At 72.4% G+C, this 17788-nt stretch carries 17 protein-coding genes and 1 pseudogene; 11 read left to right on the forward strand and 7 right to left on the reverse strand.

Annotated elements, in window-relative coordinates; translation table 11 throughout:
* Window positions 1–97: 97 nt before the first annotated feature.
* Window positions 98–1015, reverse strand: a pseudogene (locus ACFPIH_RS33425) (NADP-dependent oxidoreductase); the annotation flags it as partial.
* A 169-nt stretch (window positions 1016–1184) separates the two neighbouring features.
* Between ACFPIH_RS33425 and ACFPIH_RS33430 the strand changes: the two are divergent.
* The 5 genes from ACFPIH_RS33430 (at window position 1185) to ACFPIH_RS33450 (ending at window position 5585) form a co-directional block, all read left to right on the forward strand.
* Window positions 1185–1790 (forward strand): sulfite oxidase-like oxidoreductase, encoded by a 606-nt coding sequence (locus ACFPIH_RS33430; protein WP_381166758.1) that lies wholly within the window; start codon window positions 1185–1187, stop codon window positions 1788–1790.
* Window positions 1783–2538: a ferredoxin reductase gene (locus ACFPIH_RS33435; protein WP_385878143.1), complete on the forward strand. Its 756-nt coding sequence runs from the start codon at window positions 1783–1785 to the stop codon at window positions 2536–2538. Before ACFPIH_RS33430 ends, ACFPIH_RS33435 begins: the two co-directional genes overlap by 8 nt.
* 112 nt (window positions 2539–2650) lie before the next feature.
* Window positions 2651–3238, forward strand: coding sequence for an Rv1733c family protein (locus ACFPIH_RS33440; RefSeq protein WP_381166762.1), 588 nt, complete (start codon window positions 2651–2653; stop codon window positions 3236–3238).
* Between the two features lie 86 nt (window positions 3239–3324).
* Window positions 3325–4293 (forward strand): acetylxylan esterase, encoded by a 969-nt coding sequence (locus ACFPIH_RS33445; RefSeq protein ID WP_381166764.1) that lies wholly within the window; start codon window positions 3325–3327, stop codon window positions 4291–4293.
* Window positions 4294–4418: 125 nt separating this feature from the next.
* Window positions 4419–5585, forward strand: a complete 1167-nt coding sequence (locus ACFPIH_RS33450; RefSeq protein ID WP_381166766.1) for a serine hydrolase domain-containing protein — start codon at window positions 4419–4421, stop codon at window positions 5583–5585.
* Between the two features lie 6 nt (window positions 5586–5591).
* On the opposite strand, the gene ACFPIH_RS33455 is transcribed toward ACFPIH_RS33450, so the two are convergent.
* On the reverse strand, window positions 5592–6323 hold the full coding sequence (locus tag ACFPIH_RS33455; protein ID WP_381166768.1) for a class I SAM-dependent methyltransferase: 732 nt from the start codon (window positions 6321–6323) through the stop codon (window positions 5592–5594).
* Between the two features lie 69 nt (window positions 6324–6392).
* On the opposite strand from ACFPIH_RS33455, the gene ACFPIH_RS33460 reads away from it, so the two are divergent.
* Window positions 6393–6800 (forward strand): nuclear transport factor 2 family protein, encoded by a 408-nt coding sequence (locus ACFPIH_RS33460; RefSeq protein ID WP_381166770.1) that lies wholly within the window; start codon window positions 6393–6395, stop codon window positions 6798–6800.
* A gap of 2 nt (window positions 6801–6802) precedes the next feature.
* On the opposite strand, the gene ACFPIH_RS33465 is transcribed toward ACFPIH_RS33460, so the two are convergent.
* Genes ACFPIH_RS33465 through ACFPIH_RS33485 form a run of 5 tightly spaced genes read right to left on the reverse strand, consistent with a single transcriptional unit; the run spans window position 6803 to window position 12724 of the window.
* Window positions 6803–8695 (reverse strand): hypothetical protein, encoded by a 1893-nt coding sequence (locus ACFPIH_RS33465; RefSeq protein WP_381166772.1) that lies wholly within the window; start codon window positions 8693–8695, stop codon window positions 6803–6805.
* A 49-nt stretch (window positions 8696–8744) separates the two neighbouring features.
* Window positions 8745–9506, reverse strand: a complete 762-nt coding sequence (locus ACFPIH_RS33470) for an SDR family NAD(P)-dependent oxidoreductase (RefSeq protein ID WP_381166774.1) — start codon at window positions 9504–9506, stop codon at window positions 8745–8747.
* Window positions 9503–10804, reverse strand: a complete 1302-nt coding sequence (hisD, locus tag ACFPIH_RS33475) for a histidinol dehydrogenase (protein ID WP_381166776.1) — start codon at window positions 10802–10804, stop codon at window positions 9503–9505. The genes ACFPIH_RS33470 and hisD overlap by 4 nt, the downstream gene beginning before the upstream one ends.
* 28 nt (window positions 10805–10832) lie before the next feature.
* Window positions 10833–11756 (reverse strand): VOC family protein, encoded by a 924-nt coding sequence (locus ACFPIH_RS33480; protein ID WP_381166778.1) that lies wholly within the window; start codon window positions 11754–11756, stop codon window positions 10833–10835.
* Window positions 11753–12724, reverse strand: a complete 972-nt coding sequence (locus ACFPIH_RS33485) for a fumarylacetoacetate hydrolase family protein (RefSeq protein ID WP_381166780.1) — start codon at window positions 12722–12724, stop codon at window positions 11753–11755. Before ACFPIH_RS33485 ends, ACFPIH_RS33480 begins: the two co-directional genes overlap by 4 nt.
* 228 nt (window positions 12725–12952) lie before the next feature.
* Between ACFPIH_RS33485 and ACFPIH_RS33490 the strand changes: the two genes are divergently transcribed.
* The 5 genes from ACFPIH_RS33490 to ACFPIH_RS33510 are packed head-to-tail and all read left to right on the forward strand — an operon-like array spanning window position 12953 to window position 17785.
* A complete protein-coding gene (locus ACFPIH_RS33490; RefSeq protein ID WP_381166782.1) occupies window positions 12953–13258 on the forward strand; it encodes an antibiotic biosynthesis monooxygenase family protein in 306 nt (101 codons plus the stop codon).
* 33 nt (window positions 13259–13291) lie between these two features.
* Window positions 13292–14416 (forward strand): FAD-dependent monooxygenase, encoded by a 1125-nt coding sequence (locus tag ACFPIH_RS33495; protein WP_381166784.1) that lies wholly within the window; start codon window positions 13292–13294, stop codon window positions 14414–14416.
* Window positions 14413–15447: an amidohydrolase family protein gene (locus ACFPIH_RS33500; protein WP_381166786.1), complete on the forward strand. Its 1035-nt coding sequence runs from the start codon at window positions 14413–14415 to the stop codon at window positions 15445–15447. Before ACFPIH_RS33495 ends, ACFPIH_RS33500 begins: the two co-directional genes overlap by 4 nt.
* The gene (locus ACFPIH_RS33505; protein WP_381166788.1) at window positions 15444–16412 is read left to right on the forward strand and encodes a cyclase family protein; all 969 of its coding nucleotides are present in this window, start codon (window positions 15444–15446) and stop codon (window positions 16410–16412) included. The genes ACFPIH_RS33500 and ACFPIH_RS33505 overlap by 4 nt, the downstream gene beginning before the upstream one ends.
* Window positions 16413–16420: 8 nt before the next feature.
* The gene (locus tag ACFPIH_RS33510) at window positions 16421–17785 is read left to right on the forward strand and encodes an FAD-binding oxidoreductase (protein ID WP_381166790.1); all 1365 of its coding nucleotides are present in this window, start codon (window positions 16421–16423) and stop codon (window positions 17783–17785) included.
* The last annotated feature ends 3 nt before the right edge of the window (window positions 17786–17788 follow it).

A 17788-nucleotide genomic window follows, 5' to 3' on the forward strand; every position in this document is an offset into this window, starting at 1 on the left:
CGCCCCCGACCCCGGCTTCGGCCCCGAGCCCGACCCCGACCCCGACCCCGACCTCAGTCTCGGCTCCGACCCCCGACCCGGCCTCGACCCCGCCCCCCACCTCGATCACGATCTTGCCCTGCGCATGCCCGTTCTCCACCTCGCGCAGCGCCTCGTCCGCGCGGTCCAGCGGGAAGGTGCCGGTGACGTGCGGGTCGAGGTCGCCGGTGGCGACGAGGGCCGCGACGGCGTCCAGGACGGCCGCGTTGCGGGCCCGGGCCACACGGGCGCCGCCCAGCGCCTCGACCTCCTCGGGCGACGCGCCGGCGGTGATCAGCTTCGCGCGGTCGGTCACCAGGGCGGCGGCAGCGTGCAGCACCTCGCCGCCGACGAGGTCGTAGACGCCCGCCACGCCCTCCGGGGCGGTCGCCCGCGCCCGCTCGCCCCAGCCCGGCCCCGACGTGACGTGGACCGCGCCCAGCGCCTCCAGGAGGGCCTTCTTGCCCTCGCTCGCGACGCCCACGACCCGCAGTCCGAGAGCCCGCGCGATCTGTACGACCGCCACGCCCACGCCGCCGCCGGCGCCGGTGACCAGCAGGGTCGACCCGGCGGGCAGGGCGAGCTGGTGGACGCCGTCGTAGGCGGTCGCGGCGGCCACCGGGAGGGTCGCGGCGTCCGCGAAGGACAGGGCGGCGGGCTTGTGCGCGGTGATGCCGGCCGCGAGCAGCGCGTACTCGGCGTAGCCGCCCGCGACGGCGGTGCCGAACACCTCGTCGCCCGGCGCGAAGCCGGTGACACCCTCACCGGTCTGCTCGACGACGCCGGCCACCTCGCTGCCCAGCACGGAGGGGAACACGCGCTCGGCGGTGTCGCCGGGGCGCCGGTAGCCCTCGCGCAGCTTCCAGTCGACGGGGTTCACGCCCGCCGCGCGCACGGCCACGAGCACCTCGCCGGGGCCGGGGCTGGGCCGGTCCACGTCCACGAACGCCTCGGTCTCCGGTCCGCCGTACCGCGTGAAGACGTACGCCTTGGGCATCTTCTTCCTCACTCTCCTTGCGCTGGCTCCGGGGCACCGGCCCCGGCACCGATGGCAAAGGAGCGGCGCGGTACCGCTATTCCCGGGTGCGCGCAGAGTTCATACGGCCGCAATGATGGGGGCTCTGACCAGGGACGGAGCACCCTCGACGACAGCGTACGGTTGAAGCATGAACGTCACCCGAGGCTTCACGGGGCGCGCCCGTGTCGACAACCCCGGACTTCCGCCGGGCCAGTACGACGCCGGCGACGACTGGCCCGTACTCTCCGCCGAGGTCACGCCCGACCTCACGCCGGCCGACTGGACCTTCCGGATCGACGGGCTGGTCGGGGCGCCCCGGACCTGGGACTGGGACGAGGCGCACACCCTGCCGGGGTCCGCGTACGAGGGCGACATCCACTGCGTGACCAGTTGGTCGAAGTTCGGCGTGCGGTTCGGGGGCGTCTCCCTGGACGCCTTCCTGGACGTCGTACGCCCGCACGCGTCCGCGACGCACGCCGTCGCCTACTCGCACACCGGGTACAGCACCAACCTGCCGCTCGCGGACCTGACCGGCGGGCGGGCCTGGATCGCCTGGGAGTACGACGGGAAGCCGCTGGCGGCCGAGCACGGCGGCCCGGCGCGGCTGCTGGTGCCGCACCTGTACTTCTGGAAGAGCGCCAAGTGGGTCGCGGGGCTGCGGCTGCTCGACCACGACGAGCCGGGGTTCTGGGAGCGGAACGGCTATCACGAGCGGGGCAACCCCTGGGAGGAACAGAGGTACTCCGGTGACTGAGACCGCCACGCCCGCGACCCGGTTCGCCGTGCCCGGCCGGATCGCGGTGTCCCAGCGGGCCGCCTCCGTCTGGCAGACGGCGACGCTCACGGAGATCCGCCGTGAGACCCCGCACGCGGCGACCTTCCGGTTCGCGGTGCCCGCCTGGGCGGGGCATCTGCCCGGCCAGCATCTGATGCTGCGGCTGACCGCCGCCGACGGCTACACCGCGCAGCGGCACTACTCGATCGCCTCCGCGCCGGACGACGAGGGGCATGTCGAGCTGACCCTGGACCAGGTCGAGGGCGGCGAGGTGTCAGGCTGGTTCCACACCGTCGCCCGGCCCGGTGACCGGGTCGAGGTGCGCGGCCCGCTCAGCGGCTTCTTCGCCTGGCCCGGCGACCGGCCCGCGCTGCTGATCGGCGCCGGCTCCGGCGTCGTACCGCTGATGTCGATGGTCCGGCACCGGCGGGCGCGCGACCTGGACGTACCGCTGCGGCTGCTGGTCGACACGCGCAGTCCCGAGGAGCTGATCTACGCGGCGGAGTACGGCGCGGAGACCACGCCCGTGTTCACGCGGAGCGCGCCGGAGGGGGTGCCCGTGGGGCGGCTGACGGCGGCGCGGCTGGCGCCGGCGCTGGCCGAGCGGCCCGCGGGCGGCTGGGAGGCGTACGTGTGCGGGTCCAACGCCTTCGCCGAGCACGCCTCGCGACTGCTGGTCGCGGCCGGGCAGCCGGTGGACCGGATCCGGATCGAACGCTTCGGCTGAGCGGTCCCGCCGCTTCCCGTAGGGGCTTCCCGTGGGGCTTCCTGTTGGCGGTCTTACTCCATTGGGGGTACCACTTTGGTGTGGGCACTCGCATCACGCGAGGAGGTCCGACATGGGAGATCGGGTACGCGGCTGGCGCTGGCGGAACAATCCGCTGCGGCGCCGGTCGGACGTCGTGGAGGCGTGGACCGCGCTGGCGGTCGCCGTGCTGCTGCTGGTCGCCGTGCCGCTGACCGGCGCGGTCGCCGGTTGGTGGGCCCACGACGACGCGCGGGCGGTCGTGGCGGAGCAGCGGGCCGAACGGCACCGGGTGCGGGCCGAGGTCGTCGGCCGGATGCCGGAATCGCTGCCCTCGGCGGACGGCGTCCGGGAGCGCATGTACAGCGTGAAGGTGCGCTGGACGCCGCCCGGCGAGAAACCGCAGACGGCGACGGCCAGGGTGCCGGAGGGCACGCGCCGGGGTGACACGGTGACCGTGTGGTTCGACGCGCGGGGTCGGAGCGTGGCGCCGCCGGCCAACAGCACCGTGGTGTGGCAGCACACGGTCACGATGGGCGTGTGCGCGGCGGGCGGGACGGCCGCCCTGGTACTGCTCGGGCACGGAATCGTCCGCCGGGTGGCGATGCGGCACCGGCTCACGGAGTGGGACCGCGAGTGGGCGCGCTACGAGCCGGAGTGGACCCGGCGCAGGCCCGCGTGAAGCCGCTGACGGGGTCTGGCGAGGGCGTACACGGGCCACGTACGGTGTGATCATTCGTATGGCCACTTAACAAAAGGCGGTCCCTCATGGCCTTGTTCGACCTGCCCGTCGATGAGCTCCGCGAGTACCGCAGCGCCTCCACCGAGCCCGAGGACTTCGACGCGTTCTGGGCCAAGACGCTCCTGGAGGCGCGCGGGCACGACCTGGACGCCCGCTTCGAGCCCGTCGACACAGGGCTGAGCACGGTCCAGGTGTACGACGTGACGTTCGCGGGGTACGGCGGCCATCCGGTGAAGGGCTGGCTGAAGGTGCCAACCGGGGCGGACGGACCGCTGCCGCTGGTGGTGGAGTTCATCGGGTACGGCGGCGGGCGCGGGCTGCCGCACGAGAACCTGCTGTGGGCGTCGACCGGCCGCGCCCACTTCGTGATGGACACCCGGGGCCAGGGCAGCGCCTGGGGCGGCGGGGGCGACACCGCCGACCCGGTGGGCGGCGCGCCGGCGTACCCCGGTTTTATGACGCGGGGCATCGACGCGCCCGAGAACTACTACTACCGGCGGGTGTACACGGACGCGGTGCGCGCGGTTGAGGCGGCCCGCTCGCACCCGCTGGCCGACGCGAGCCGGACCGTGGCGCTCGGCGGGAGCCAGGGCGGCGGCATCACGATCGCGGTCGGCGGTCTGGTGCCGGACCTGGCGGCGGTCGCGCCGGATGTGCCGTTCCTGTGCGACTTCCCGCGCGCCGCGGTACTGACGGACCGTCACCCGTACCGGGAGATCGGCCTGTTCCTCAAGACGCACCGCGGCCGCGGCCAGGACGCGCTGCGCACCCTCTCCTACTTCGACGGCGTCCACTTCGCCTCGCGCGGCAGGGCCCCCGCGCTGTTCTCGGCGGCCCTGGAGGACCAGACCTGCCCGCCGTCGACCGTGTTCGCCGCGTTCAACGCGTGGGCGGCGCAGGACAAGGCGATCGAGGTGTACGACTTCAACGACCACGAGGGCGGCGGCCCCTACCAGGAGGCGGCCAAGGTGCACTGGCTGCGCTCGTACGCCTGAGCCCCCCTCCACACACAGAGTCCTGTCGCCACCGAGTCCTTCCCTCCGGTCCGACCAGTCGGTATGTTCGGCGTGCCCGGGTCGCAGCGTCGCGGTCCGGGGTTCCGGCGGACGACGGAGGATCCATGTCCGAGCACGTGCCACAGGTTCACGGCCACTGCGACGAGCGGTTCGCGGCGGTGCGCGCCGCGTTCGAGGAGAACTTCCGGGAGCGGGACGAGCTGGGCGCCGCGGTGACCGTCACGGTCGACGGGGTGGCGGTGGCGGACCTGTGGGGCGGCTGGGCCGACGCGGCGCGCACGCGCGCGTGGGAGCGGGACACGGTGGTCAACGTGTGGTCGACGACCAAGGGCCCGACGGCGCTGTGCGCGCACATCCTGGCCGACCGCGGTCTGCTCGACCTCGACGCGCCCGTGGCCGCCTACTGGCCGAAGTTCGCCGCGGCCGGCAAGGAGGGTGTGCTCGTACGGCATCTGCTGTCGCACCGCGCCGGACTGTCCGGGCTGCGCGAGCCGCACACCCTGGAGCAGCTCTACGACTGGGAGTTGACCACGGCCCGCCTCGCCGCCATGGAGCCCTGGTGGGAGCCCGGCACTCGGTCCGGCTATCACGCGTTCACCTACGGCTTCCTGGTCGGGGAGGTCGTACGGCGGGTGTCCGGGCTGCTGCCCGGGGCCTTCCTGGAGCGGGAGGTGACCGGCCCGCTCGGCGTCGACTTCACCGTCGGGCTGCCGGAGAAGGAGGCCGGGCGGGCGGCCGAGCTGGTGCATCCGCCCGCCGCGTCGTCGAGCGAACAGGCAGCGATCTTCGCCCAGTTGGCGCCCGCGGCGATCGCCGCCCTGGCCAACCCGCTGCTCGGCGCCACCCAGGCCAACTCGCCCGGGTGGCGGGCGGCCGAACTCCCGGCGGCAAACGGGCACGGCACCGCGCGGGCGGTCGCCGCGCTGTACGGGATCATCGCCGGACGCGGCTCCTACGACGGCCGTCGCGTCCTGTCCGCCGAGGCGGCCGAGCGGGTGCGCGAGGGGCAGGGCAGCTGCCGGGACCTGGTGCTGGGCGCCGGGTTCGAGCACGAGACGGAGGTCGCGCTGGGTGTGTGGCTGAGCGGCGCCAACGGCTCCTACGGCCCCAATCCGCGCGCGGTCGGCCACGACGGCTTCGGCGGTTCCTGCGGGCTCGCCGATCCGGAGGCCGGGGTGTCGCTGGGGTACGTGATGAACCGGATGGGGCCGCGCATCGCGGACGATCCGCGGAAGATGGCGCTCGTGGAGGCTCTGTACAGCGCGCTGTGAGCGTTTTCAGCCGAGCAGGGGCCGACGGGCCTCGACCATGCGGACGCGTGGGCTTCCGTCGCTCCTGGTCCCGAAGTCGGGCAGCGCGCGGAGGTCCACCCGGAACCCGGCGCGCTCCAGCTCCCGTCGCACCTCGCCGAGTCTGAAGGCCCGGTAGTACATGACGAACGGCGGTCGCCACAGGGCGTTGCGCACCCGCATCACCGCGTCGAAGCCGAGGAGCATCCAGAAGGCCGCGCCGGACGGCGGGGGCGGCGCGAGCACGGGGAACGCGAACCGCCCGCCGGGCCGCAGCACACGGTGCACCTCGGCGAACAGCGCGGGCAGTTCACGGGGCAGGAAGTGCCCGAACGCGCCGAAGCTGACGACGAGGTCGAACGCGTCCGTGAAGGGCAGTGCCCGGGCGTCCGCCCGCACCCAGGACGTCCGCGGCCCCGTGACCGGCGCCCGCCGGCGGGCCTCGTCCAGCATGCCCGCGCTGAAGTCGACACCGGTCGTGCTGCGCCCGCACACGGTCGCCAGGACGTCCATCCCCGCGCCGGTGCCGCAGCACAGATCGAGGCCGTCGTCGTAGGGGCCGGTCTCCTTCAGGGCCGCGGCGACGGCGGTCAGGACGGAGTCCGGGGTGCGGAAGGGGGTGTGGTCGAACTTCGGCGCGAGGAGGTCGTAGCCGTGCTCGACGGACGACAGCGCCTGGACGGCGAGTTCGCGCAGCGTGGGGCCTTCGGGACTGAACATCTCCCTCAGCCTACGGCGGCACCGGTGGCTATGCTCGGGCGACTGACCGACTAGAGGTGGGGTGATCCGATGCGCGCGTTCCGTGAGGCGGTCGAGGCCGGCGACATCGACGCGGTGGAGGCGCTGCTCGCCGAGGACGTGGTGTTCACCAGCCCCGTGGTGTTCAAGCCCTACCCGGGCAGGGCGATCACCGCGGCGATCCTGCGCGCGGTGTCCCAGGTCTTCGAGGACTTCCGGTACGAGGGTGAGCTCGAGGGCGGCGAGGGGCGCGACCACGCCCTGGTGTTCGCCGCGCGGGTGGGCGAGCGTGAGCTGACAGGCTGCGACTTCATCCATCTCGACGAGGACGGGCTGATCGACGAACTGACGGTCATGGTACGGCCGTTGTCGGGCGCCCAGGCGCTCGCGGCGGCGATGGGCGCGCGGTTCGAGGAGATCGCGAAGGAGGCGGAGGCCCGCTCGGCCGCCGCCTCCTGACATCAGGCGACGGTGAGCTTCAGGGCGCCGGTGTAGGTGCTGCCGGGGGTGAGCGCGGTGACCGTCCCGTCGACCGTCAGGGTCACCGCCTTGCCGCGCGGGGCCTTGACGGCCGCGTCGGCGGCGAGGGTCAGCGAGGTCAGGTACGAGGTGCCGGTGACCGTCCAGGTGGAGCCGTCGGCCAGCGCCACGACCACGCCGTTGTTGACGGCGGCCTGGACGGTGTTGGTGACGATGCCGAGTTCGTAGAACGTAGAGGCGTCGATGGACGGCACCCGGTGTTTGGCGGCGGTCGCCGAGATCACGCCCTCGACCGAGGAGTCCGTGAAGGTGAGGACCATGTTCTTGCCCTTGCGCATGCCGTTGTAGAAGTCGCCCTTGAGCTTGATGGCGGTGAAGGTGGCGGCTCCGTCGGTGGTGTGGGCGGCGGTGACGTCGAAGGAGGCGTCCTTGCCGGGGTCGGTGGTGGGCTCGGTGTAGACGCCGATGTTCATCATCCTGCCGTCGACGGGGACCGGGCCCGGGTCGTCCAGCTCGATCATCTGCAGGATGACGCCGTCGCGCGGGCTGAGCCGGGTGCCGTCCGAGCCGTCGACCGAGATGGCCGTCTGCTGGCCCTTGTTGAGGAAGGTGGCCCGCTCGGAGTCGACCACCGTGCCGCCGTCGAGGGTGAGGGTGCCGGCGCCGAAGAACATGTAGCCGAAGTGCCCGGAGTGCACGACGGTACGGCGCACCGGGATGCTCGCCAACTCGGCCATGGTGAGCCCGAGTTCGAGTTCGGTGTTGAGGGCGGCGACGGCCGCGCGGGTGCTGGCGCCGTAGTGCACGACGGCGGCGGGGCCCGCGATGATGGTCGCGTAGCTGCCGACGTCGAACCGGGAGCCGAGGACGCGGACGGTGGCGTCGCCGATGGCGTAGGTGCCGTAGCCGTACTCGCCGGTGTTGCCGACGTGGCTGTTGACGGCGGTGAGCTTGAGCCCGCTGCCGCCCTCGACCGACAGGGCTCCCCACGTCTCCGAGAACACGGTGGAGTTGAGATAGGTGGCCGTGCTGTTCGCGCCGATCAGGTTGGTGGCGCGGACGTTGCCGTCGAGGCCGAGCATCCAGGGCACCGACTCCATGTACGGCGTCTCGACGGTGGCCTGGTAGTCGGCGGGCAGCACGCCGTTGCGGCAGTGGACGGAGGAGTTCTTCACCACGACGTTGGCACCGTCGTTGGCGATGACGCCGGTGCGGACCACGCCCTTGTTGGTGATGCGGGCCCCGTCCACGACCAGTTTGGTGGCCGGGCCGTCGCCGACCACCGCGGCGCCGTAGCCCGCGAAGTCGCAACGCCCGTTGCCCGTCAGGGAGATGACAGGCCGCTCCAGCGTGTAGGTGGCGTCCTGGACGTACACGCCGTCGAAGCACTCGCCGGTCGAGGTGATCGACACGCTCCGGGCCAGGGTGTCGGTGAGCTTCCCGCCGAGCACGGCAGCCAGGACGGACCTGTCGCGTACGACGCCGTCAGCGTCGACGTAGAGGGCCTGCCGGAAGGGGAAGGTGAGGGTCTCGTAGGTGACGTCGTTCGCGGTGGCCACGGTGAGGACGACGGCACCGCGGTAGGTTCCGGGCTTTACGAGGGTCGCCGTGCCGCCGGTCTCGGTGAGTGCCTGCCCGGTCTCCACGCCGTCCACGGTGAGGGTGAGGCGGTACCCCTCGGGGGCGGCGAGTGTCCCGCCGTCGGCGATCGACAGCCTGCTCAGACGAGTGGTCGCGGCGACCTCGTACGTCTCGCCGGAGCCCACCGTGAGCTGCCGTCCCGACCTCACCGGCGCGGCCTGGACGGCGCCCACGGGGACCAGCAGGGCGCCGGCCGTGGCGGTGCCGGCGATCAGGAGAGAGCGTCGGGTCATCAGCGTCATGGCATGCCTTTCAGAAGGGAGTGGGGGGAGGAGGCCGGGCTCAGGCCGGTGCGATCATCCCGGCGGACAGGTCGATGTCCGCTCCGCACAGGCCCGGCATCGCGAGCATCGCCAACAGGGCCCGGGCGACCTCGGTTTCCTCGACGAGACGGCCCAGGGCCGCGCGGGAGGCGAAGTCGTGTTCGGCCTCCTCGACCGTGCAGCCGGTCAGTTCGGCGGTGAGCCGGAAGTTGCGGTCCATCCGCGGGCCCCGGACCGGTCCGGGAGAGAGGGAGTTGACGCTCACGCCCGAGGGGCCCACCTCCCCCGCCAGGGTCCGGGTCAGGCCGAGCAGGGCCATCTTCGAGGCCGTGTACGGAGTGCGGTTCAGCAGCGGGCGTTTCCCGCTCACCGAGGCCACGTTGACGACATCGCCCCGGGCCGCCGCCAGCATCGGCGGCAGGAAGGCCCGGCACATCAGGTACACCCCGCGGACGTTGACCGCGAAGACGTCGTCCCACTCGTCGGGCTCGACGTCGACGAGGGGCCGGACCGGTCCTGCCACGCCCGCGTTGTTCACCAGCAACGAGATGTCCTCGTCGGCCAGTTCGGCGGCCAGCGCACGGACCGAGCCGGGGTCGGAGACGTCGCACAGCGCGGTACGGGCTTCGCCGCCGACCAGGTGTGCGGTCTCCGCGAGCGGCCCCTCGGTCCGCCCGGTGAGGATCACCCGCGCCCCGGCTCCGGCGAGGGCGAGCCCGAACGCCCGCCCCAGTGGCCCTCCCCCGCCCGTGACCAGCGCCGTCCGCCCGTCGAGCCTCATGCGGTGTTCCAGGGCAGCTCGTCCCCGGCGGCGCGGGCGGCGCGTACGTCCCCGGAGCGGGCATGGCCCTCGAACAGCTCCACGCGGGAGGCCCGCCCGCACAACCGGCCCAGCAGTGCCTGGGACCCGGTGTCGGTGACCTCCTGGTAGGTGACGGTCTTGAGGTACTTCCCCACCCACAGGCCGCCGGTGTAGCGGGCGGCACCGCGCGTGGGCAGCACGTGGTTCGTGCCGATGACCTTGTCGCCGAAGGAGACGCAGGTGCCCTCGCCGAGGAACAGCGCGCCGTACTGGCTCATCCGCTCCAGCGCGAGGCGGGGTTCGGCGGTCAGCACCTCGACGTGCTCGAACGCGAAGTCGTCGGCCAGTTCGTAGAGTTCGTCGAGGGAGTCGACGACGTGCACCTGCCCGTGGTCGCGCCAGGCGGGTTCCGCGAAGTCCCGGGTGGGCATGCCCGGCAGCAGACGCTCGACCTCGGTGATCGTCCGCTCGGCGACCTCGCGGGAGGTGGTGATGAGCACGGCCGGGGAGTCGGGGCCGTGCTCGGCCTGGGAGAGCAGGTCGACCGCGCACACGAACGGGTCGGCGGTGTCGTCGGCGAGGACGAGGATCTCGGTCGGCCCGGCGAACAGGTCGATGCCGATCTCCCCGAAGAGCTGCCGCTTGGCCTCGGCGACGTAGGCGTTGCCGGGCCCGGCGATCAGGTTCACCGGTTCCATGGTGTCGGTCCCGACGGCCATCGCCGCCACCGCCTGCACCCCGCCGAGCAGCCAGATCTCGTCCGCTCCCGCGAGATGCATCGCGGCGACCGTGGCAGCGGGGATCTCGCCCCGGATGGGCGGCGTACAGGCGACGACACGCGGAACGCCCGCGACCTTGGCGGTCACGATCGTCATATGGGCGGAGGCGGTGAGGGGGTAGCGTCCGCCGGGGATGTAGGCGCCCGCCGCGCGGACCGGGATGTGCTTCTGGCCCAGCCGTACACCCGGCAGCGTCTCCACCTCGAACTCCCCGAGGGAGTCCAGCTGGTGGCGGGCGAAGGAGCGGACCTGGTCCTGGACGAAGCGGATGTCGTCGATGACCTGCTGGGGCACCGAGGCGACGATCTTCTCGACCTCCTCCTCACTCAGCCGGAAGGAGTCGGGGCTCCACCTGTCGAACTTCTCCGAGTACGCGCGCACCGCCGCGTCCCCGCGCTCACGGATGTCCGCGATGACTGCGGTCACGGTCGCCCGCACCTGGTCGAGGGAGGCGGTGACCTCCGCCTTGGGCACGGCGTGCTTCAGGATCTCTGCCACAACTGCGGCCTCTCTACGAATGGTTCGGTCAGACCGGCGGAGCCTGGAAGAGCACGTCGGGGTCGTTGAACTGCTCCTTGGCGACCGACTCGCTCATCGGGTCGGCGGTGCCCCACTGGTCCTGGGTGACCGGGTCGTCCACGTCGTGCCGGCCGGGGTGCCACAGGTCCTCTTCGAGGACGGCGAGTTCGGTGGTGTACTCCACGGTGTTGCCGTGCGGGTCGTGGAAGTACGAGAAGGTGTTGTCGCCCGCGAGATGCCGGCCCGGCCCCCAGGTCAGCCGGGTCCCGGCGCGCAGCGCCCGCCCGGTGCCGCGCATGTACTCCTCGACGCCCCGCATCTCGAACGAGGCGTGGTGCAGGGAGACATGGGGGCCGCGCGCGATGGCGAAGGAGTGGTGCAGGGGGCTGCACCGCAGGAAGTACATGAGGTCGCCCATGTGCGTGGAGTACAGGGTGTCGGTGAGCCGGAAGCCGAGGTGGGTGACGTAGAAGTCCCTGAGTCCTTCCGGGTCACGGGAGTTGACCACGCAGTGGGAGAGGCGCACGGGGACCGCCTCGCGCTCCTCGATCTTCCGGTGGACGCGGGTGGCGACGTCGGCCGACACCTCGACGACCCTGCCGTCGGGGTCGAAGAACCGAAGGCCGTAGCCACCGCCCGGCGTGTCCAACGCCCTTGGCTCATGGATGAGTTGGACACCCGCCCGACCGAGCCGCACGGCCAGTTCGTCGACGGCGTCCACGGAGGCCGCCCCGAACGCCACCAGGTCCATCCGCTTGCGCTCGTCCCTGCGGATGCGGACGACGTACTGCTCGGGGCTGCCCTCGGCGGCGAAGAAGGCGAGACCGCCGTCGTTCGCGACCTCGGTCAGGCCCCAGGTGCCGCCGTAGAAGGCGCGTTGGCGTTCGAAGTCGGGTACGGCCAGGTCGACATGGCGCAGATGGGTGATCATGCTTGGCTGCTCCTGACGGTGTTGCGCTGCTGTCCCAGACCGGTGATCTCCGCCTCGATCAGGTCCCCGGGCTTCAGGAACACACCCCAGTGCGCGCCGTTGCCGGCCGGGGAGCCGGTGAGCAGCAGGTCGCCGGGGCGCAGGGTGGTGGTCGTGGAGACGTACGCGATCAGGCGCGGGATGTCGAAGATCATGTCCTTCGTCGACTCGTCCTGCCGGACGATCCCGTTGTGCCGCAGGGTGATCCGCAGGTCGCCCGGGTCGCCGACGAAGGCGGCCGGTACGAGGAAGGGGCCGGTCGGCAGGAAGGTGTCGGCGTTCTTGGCGGTGAACCAGTCGGTGCCGATGGCCTTGAGGTCGGGCCGGTAGAGACGGTCGCGGGTGGTGAGGTCGTTGCAGACGGTGTACGCCGCCACGTGGTCGTACGCGTCCGCCTCCGCGATGTTCCGGCCCGCCTTGCCGATGACGAGGGCGAGTTCGAGCTCCCAGTCGTGCTGCTCGCCGAGCGCGGGGAGCACGATGTCGTCATAGGGGCCGCACATCGCGCGCGGGGAGCCGAGGAAGACGTACGGGACCCCGCTGCGGATCCGTTCGTCCATCATCCGCTCGGCGTCGGCGCGGGCGTCCTCGGGGGTGGCGCCGTGCAGGCTCTCCTTCTCGGCGGCGACCAGATCGACCACGTGCTTGCGGTAGTTGGCGCCGCTCTGCAGGATCTGTCCGGGTTCGATGGGCGCGAGCACGTCGAGGTCCGGGAGGTCGTGCCAGGTGCCGTCGGTCCGGGCGGCGAGGGCGGTGAGCCGGGGCAGCCGGCTGTCCCAGTCCTCGACCAGGGCGCGGACGGACGGCACCAGGTCGGACAGGTCACGGACGCGGGCTCCGGTGACCAGGCCGGGGAAGGGTGCCCGGCCGGCCCGGAAGGTGCCGAGCGCGAAGGGCCCGGCGTGGGTGGGAAGCGGATCGTCTGGCACGGGCGGCTCTCCTCGTACGGCTCGACGGATTGCCCCTGACGCTAGGCAGCTCGCGCCGGGTGCGGAAATGGACGTTGGCGATGCCTGCCATCACCGGCGCTCTCACCTCTCAGCTGCGCTTCCATCGCCGTACGGGATGGATGACGTCCCCCTTGGCGATGCCTCGATCCGTTGACCCCGCACCGGCCGCCGATCAGGCTCGGAGCCACCCCGAACCGAGGAGAACCCGTGGTTGTCGAGCACGCCGAGCTGACCGTCGAGGAAGGCCGGGAGGAAGCGTTCCAGGAGGTCTTCGGCAAGGCTCGCGAGGTGCTCGCCGAGGCGGACGGATTCCGCTGGGCCGAGCTGCTGCGGGGCGAGGAGCGCCCTGGGACCTTCCTGCTGCTGGTCGGCTGGGACTCGGTCGAGGCGCACACGGTCGGCTTCCGCGAGTCGGAGCGCTTCGGGCGCTGGCGGGCCCTGGTCGGGCCGTTCTTCGCCGCGCCTCCGGCCGTCGAGCACTTCCGTGAACTCGGCGCCCGCTTCGCCGGCTGATCCCGTCCGCCCCGATTACCGCAAGGACCTCCCATGCCCGTACAGAAGGTGCTCGTCGTCGGTGGCGGCATCACCGGAAGCGTGCTGTCGCTCGCCCTCGCCCAGCGTGGCGCCGACGTCGAACTCGTCGAAATCTCCCCCCGGTGGTACGGCGTGGGGCACGGAATCACCCTCCAGGGGAACGCGCTCAAGGCGCTGCGGACCGTCGGTGTCCTGGACCGGGTCCTGGAGCGGGCCGTGCCCTTCGACCGGATGCGGCTGCGGAGCGCGGACGGCGGACTGCTCGTCGAACTGCCCACGCCGCACACCGGGGGCCCCGACCTGCCGTCGACCGCGGGTGCGCTGCGGTCGGATCTGCAGGACGCACTGTGTGACGCCGTGCGCGCGCACGGCGTCACCGTGCGCCTGGGCCTCTCCGTCGACCGGCTGGAGCAGGGCCCCGAGCGGGTGGACGTGACGTTCACCGACGGCACCACCGGGCGCTACGACCTGATGGTCGGCGCCGACGGGATCAACTCCCGGATGCGCGATCTGATCGGGATCGGCACCAGACCCGCCCCGGTCGGCATGTCGATCTTCCGGGTGGTCGCCCGGCGGCCCCCGGAGATGGACTGCGCGGAGGTGTACTACGGCGGCCCGCGCTTCAAGGCCGGCTACAGCCCGATCTCCGCCGACCACTGCTACGCCTATCTCCTCGACGAGAACCTGGACGCGTCCCTGGTCGGGCCGTGCGCCCCGCTGGCGCTGATGCGGGAGCGCGGCGCCGGCTACGGCGGTCTGTGGGGGCGGATCATCGCCTCGCTGCCGGAGGACACGGCCGTCGACTACCGCTGGATCGAGGCGGTGCTGGTGGACGAGGACTGGTACCGGGGCCGCACGGTCGTCGTCGGCGACGCCGCGCACGCCTGTCCGCCGCTGATCGCGCAGGGCGCCGCGATGTGCATGGAGGACGCGGTGCTCCTGGCCGAGCTGGTCACCGGGGCGGAGCCGCCGGAGAAGGCGCTGGCGCACTTCATGGCGCGACGGCTGCCGCGGGTGCGGATGGTGCTGGCGAACTCCCTCCAGCTGGCCGAGTGGGAGATCCACCCGGACACGCCCGGCGCCGACCCGGCCCGGATCATGTCGGAGACCCTGGACTCGCTGACGGCGGCGGCATGAGCGCCGTGCCAAGGGTGCCGGTAGTGCCGAGGGTGCCGGTGGTCGACTTCCATGGCCATCTCGCCGTGCCCGCCGCCGAGGCGCTCGTCGCGGGGACCCCCGGGCTCGCTGCCGAGACGGCCGCCGAACAGCGTGCCCACTCCCCCGCCTCGCTGGCCGTCAATCTGGCCCAACTGGGGCGGCTGCGAGCGAAGTTGACGGACGTGTCCGCGCGCCTTGCCGACCTGGACGCGATGGGTGTCGACGCGCAGGTGGTCGGGCCGATGCCGATGCACCACTACTGGACGGGCCGGGACACCGCGGAGCGGCTGGCCACCACCGTCAACGAGGCGGTCGCCGCGCACTGCGCCCGGGCACCCGAGCGGCTGTACGGACTCGGCACCGTCCCGCTCCAGCACCCCGAGCCGGCGGTGACGCTGCTGGAGCGGGCCGTCGACGGGTACGGGCTGCACGGCATCAGCGTCTCGACGACCGTCGACGGCCGGGAGCTGGCCGACCGGGCGCACGATCCGGTGTGGCGGGCGGCCGAGGCGCTGGGGGCCGTCGTTTTCGTGCATCCCTGGGGGTGCTCACTCGGCGAGCGGCTGGCCACGCACTACCTGGGCAACACCGTCGGGCAGCCAGTGGAGACGGCGGTGGCCCTCTCGCACCTGATCTTCACCGGCGTCCTGGACCGCTTCCCCCGGCTGAAGCTCGTGGCCGCGCACGGCGGCGGCTATCTGCCGACGTACATCGGGCGCTCCGACCACGCCTGGCGGGTGCGGGAGGACGCGCGCGGGTGCGCCGAGCCGCCGAGCGCCTATCTGCGGCGGCTGTGGTTCGACTCGCTCGTCTACACCCCGCGCGCGCTGCGCCATCTGGTGGCGGAGGTGGGGGCGGACCGGGTGGTGCTCGGTACGGACCACCCCTTCGACATGGGTGTGGACGATCCGCTGGCCCGGCTGGACGCCGCCGGGTTCGCCCCGGCCGACCGGGCGGCGATCGCCGGGGGCAACGCCCTCGACCTGCTGTTGAAAGGACGGAACGCATGACTCTCGGTCCCATTGAGGAGGAACTCGCCAAGGCCCGTGCCGCGTACCGGAATTGGGGCCGCTGGGGCGAGGACGACGTGCTGGGCACGCTCAACTTCCTCGACGACGCCATACGGGCCCACGCCGCCGGTCTGGTGCGTCGTGGGCGGTCCTTCTCCCTCGCCCTGGAGTTCAACGAGTCGGGTCCGCAGCGCGGGTTCCGGGGGCGGATCAACCCCGTGCACTACATGAAGGACACCGGGTCGGACGCCGCCGCCGGCACCCAGGGCTTCCCGCACGGCTTCGGCGGGGCCGACGACCATGTGGTGATGCCCCTTCAGGCGTCCACGCAGTGGGACGGGTTGGGCCATATCTTCGACAACAAGCAGGCGTGGAACGGCCGTTCCTGCACGATCGTGAACGGCGACGGCGACACGGTCACCGGCATCGAGCACATGCGGGACGCCTTCACCGGACGCGGCGTCCTGCTGGACGTCGGCCGCGCGGTCGGCGACGAGCACAGCGAACTCCCGGACGGCTTCCCCGTCCTGGAGGAGCATCTGCGGGCCACGATCGAGGCGCAGGGCGCCACCTCGTCGGTCCGTCGCGGTGACCTGGTCCTGGTGCGGACCGGCCAGCTCGGCCGGGTCCGGCGGCTCGGCACGTGGGGCGGCTACGCGGCCGGGGACGCGCCCGGCCTGTCCTTCAGCACGCTGGGCTGGCTGCACCGCACGGAGATCGCCGCCATCGCCTCCGACACCTGGGGGCTCGAGGTACGGCCCTACGAGTTCGCCGCGCCGGCGATGTCCCCGCTGCACCAGATCGCCATCCCCAACATGGGGCTGCCGCTGGGTGAGATGTGGGACCTGGAGGCGCTGGCCGAGGACTGCGCCGCCGACGGGGTGTACGAGTTCCTGCTGGTCGCGGCACCACTGCCGGTGACCGGGGCGGTCGGCGCGCCCGTCAACCCGATCGCGATGAAGTGAGGGCGCGCGTGAACAGGTTCTCCGGCACCCTCCATCTCCCCGGCGACGAGGACTTCCAGGAGGTGTGCTTCGGGCGGGTCTTCAACGCACGGCGCCCGACGGGCCGTACACCTGCCGCGGTGCTTCAGGCGCGGACCGAGGACGACGTCGTCGAGGGCGTACGGCTCGCCCTGGAGCGGGGCTGGCAGGTCGCCGTACGGTCCGGCGGGCACAGCTGGGCCGCCTGGTCGGTGCGCTCGCACGCGCTGCTGATCGACCTCGGGGGTTTCCGGGAGCTGGCGTACGACCCCGGCACCGGGATCGTGACCGCCACGCCCAGCGTCAAGGGCGGCGACGAACTCAACCCGTATCTCGGTGAGTTCGGGCGCTTCTTCAACGGCGGGCACTGCCCCTCCGTCGGCATCGGCGGCTTCCTGCTCCAGGGCGGGCAGGGCTGGAACGCGCGCGGCTGGGGCTGGGCGGCGGAAAACGTCGTGGCGATCGACGTCGTCACCGCCGAGGGCGAGCTGGTGCGTGCCGACGAGCAGCACAACAGCGACCTGTTCTGGGCGGCGCGCGGCGCGGGCCCCGGCTTCTTCGGCGTCGTCACCCGCTTCCATCTGCGCACCCGCCCGCTGCCCAGGCATCTCGCGCACACGGTCCACGCCTACCCCCTGAGCCTCTTCGACGAGGTGATGACCTGGCTGCACGGCATGCACCACACCGTGTCGGACCTGGTGGAGATCGTCGCCCTCACCCAGACCCCGGCCGGAGGCAACGGGCCGGTGCTCCTTGTGACGGGCGTGTCGATGACCGACACCCCCGAGCAGGCCGCCGAGGCGCTGGCCCCACTGCACGCCAACCCCTACGCCGAGCACGCCCTGTTCCGTGTCGAGGCCGAACCCACCACCCTCGCCGAACAGTTGGCCAACCAGCGGACCGCCAACCCGGAGGGCCACCGCTATCTCGTCGACAACGCCTGGCTGACCGGCCCGGCGGGGCGGGTGGTCCCCGCGATCCGGAAGGCGTTCACCGAGCCCCCCACCCCGGGGACCTTCACCATCTGGTTCTCCATGGCCCCGCTGCGCCAACTCCCCGACATGGCCTTCTCGTTGCAGTCGGAGATCTACTGCGCCACCTACGTCGTCCACGACGACCCGGAGCGCGACGCCGAACTGCGGACCTGGCTGGACGAGGCGATGGCGGCGATGCGGCCGGTGACCGCCGGACAGTACCTGGGCGACTCCGACTTCACCGTGCGCCAACTGCGGTTCATGGGGGACGCGCAGTGGCGGCGGCTGAAGGAGATCCGGGCCGTCCGCGACCCCAAGTCGGTGTTCGCGGGCTACCTCAGCGCCGGGACCGTGACCAACACCAACCACTGGGAGCAGTGAGAG

This window comes from Streptomyces vulcanius, assembly GCF_042653945.1.
Lineage (GTDB): Bacteria > Actinomycetota > Actinomycetes > Streptomycetales > Streptomycetaceae > Streptomyces > Streptomyces mangrovi.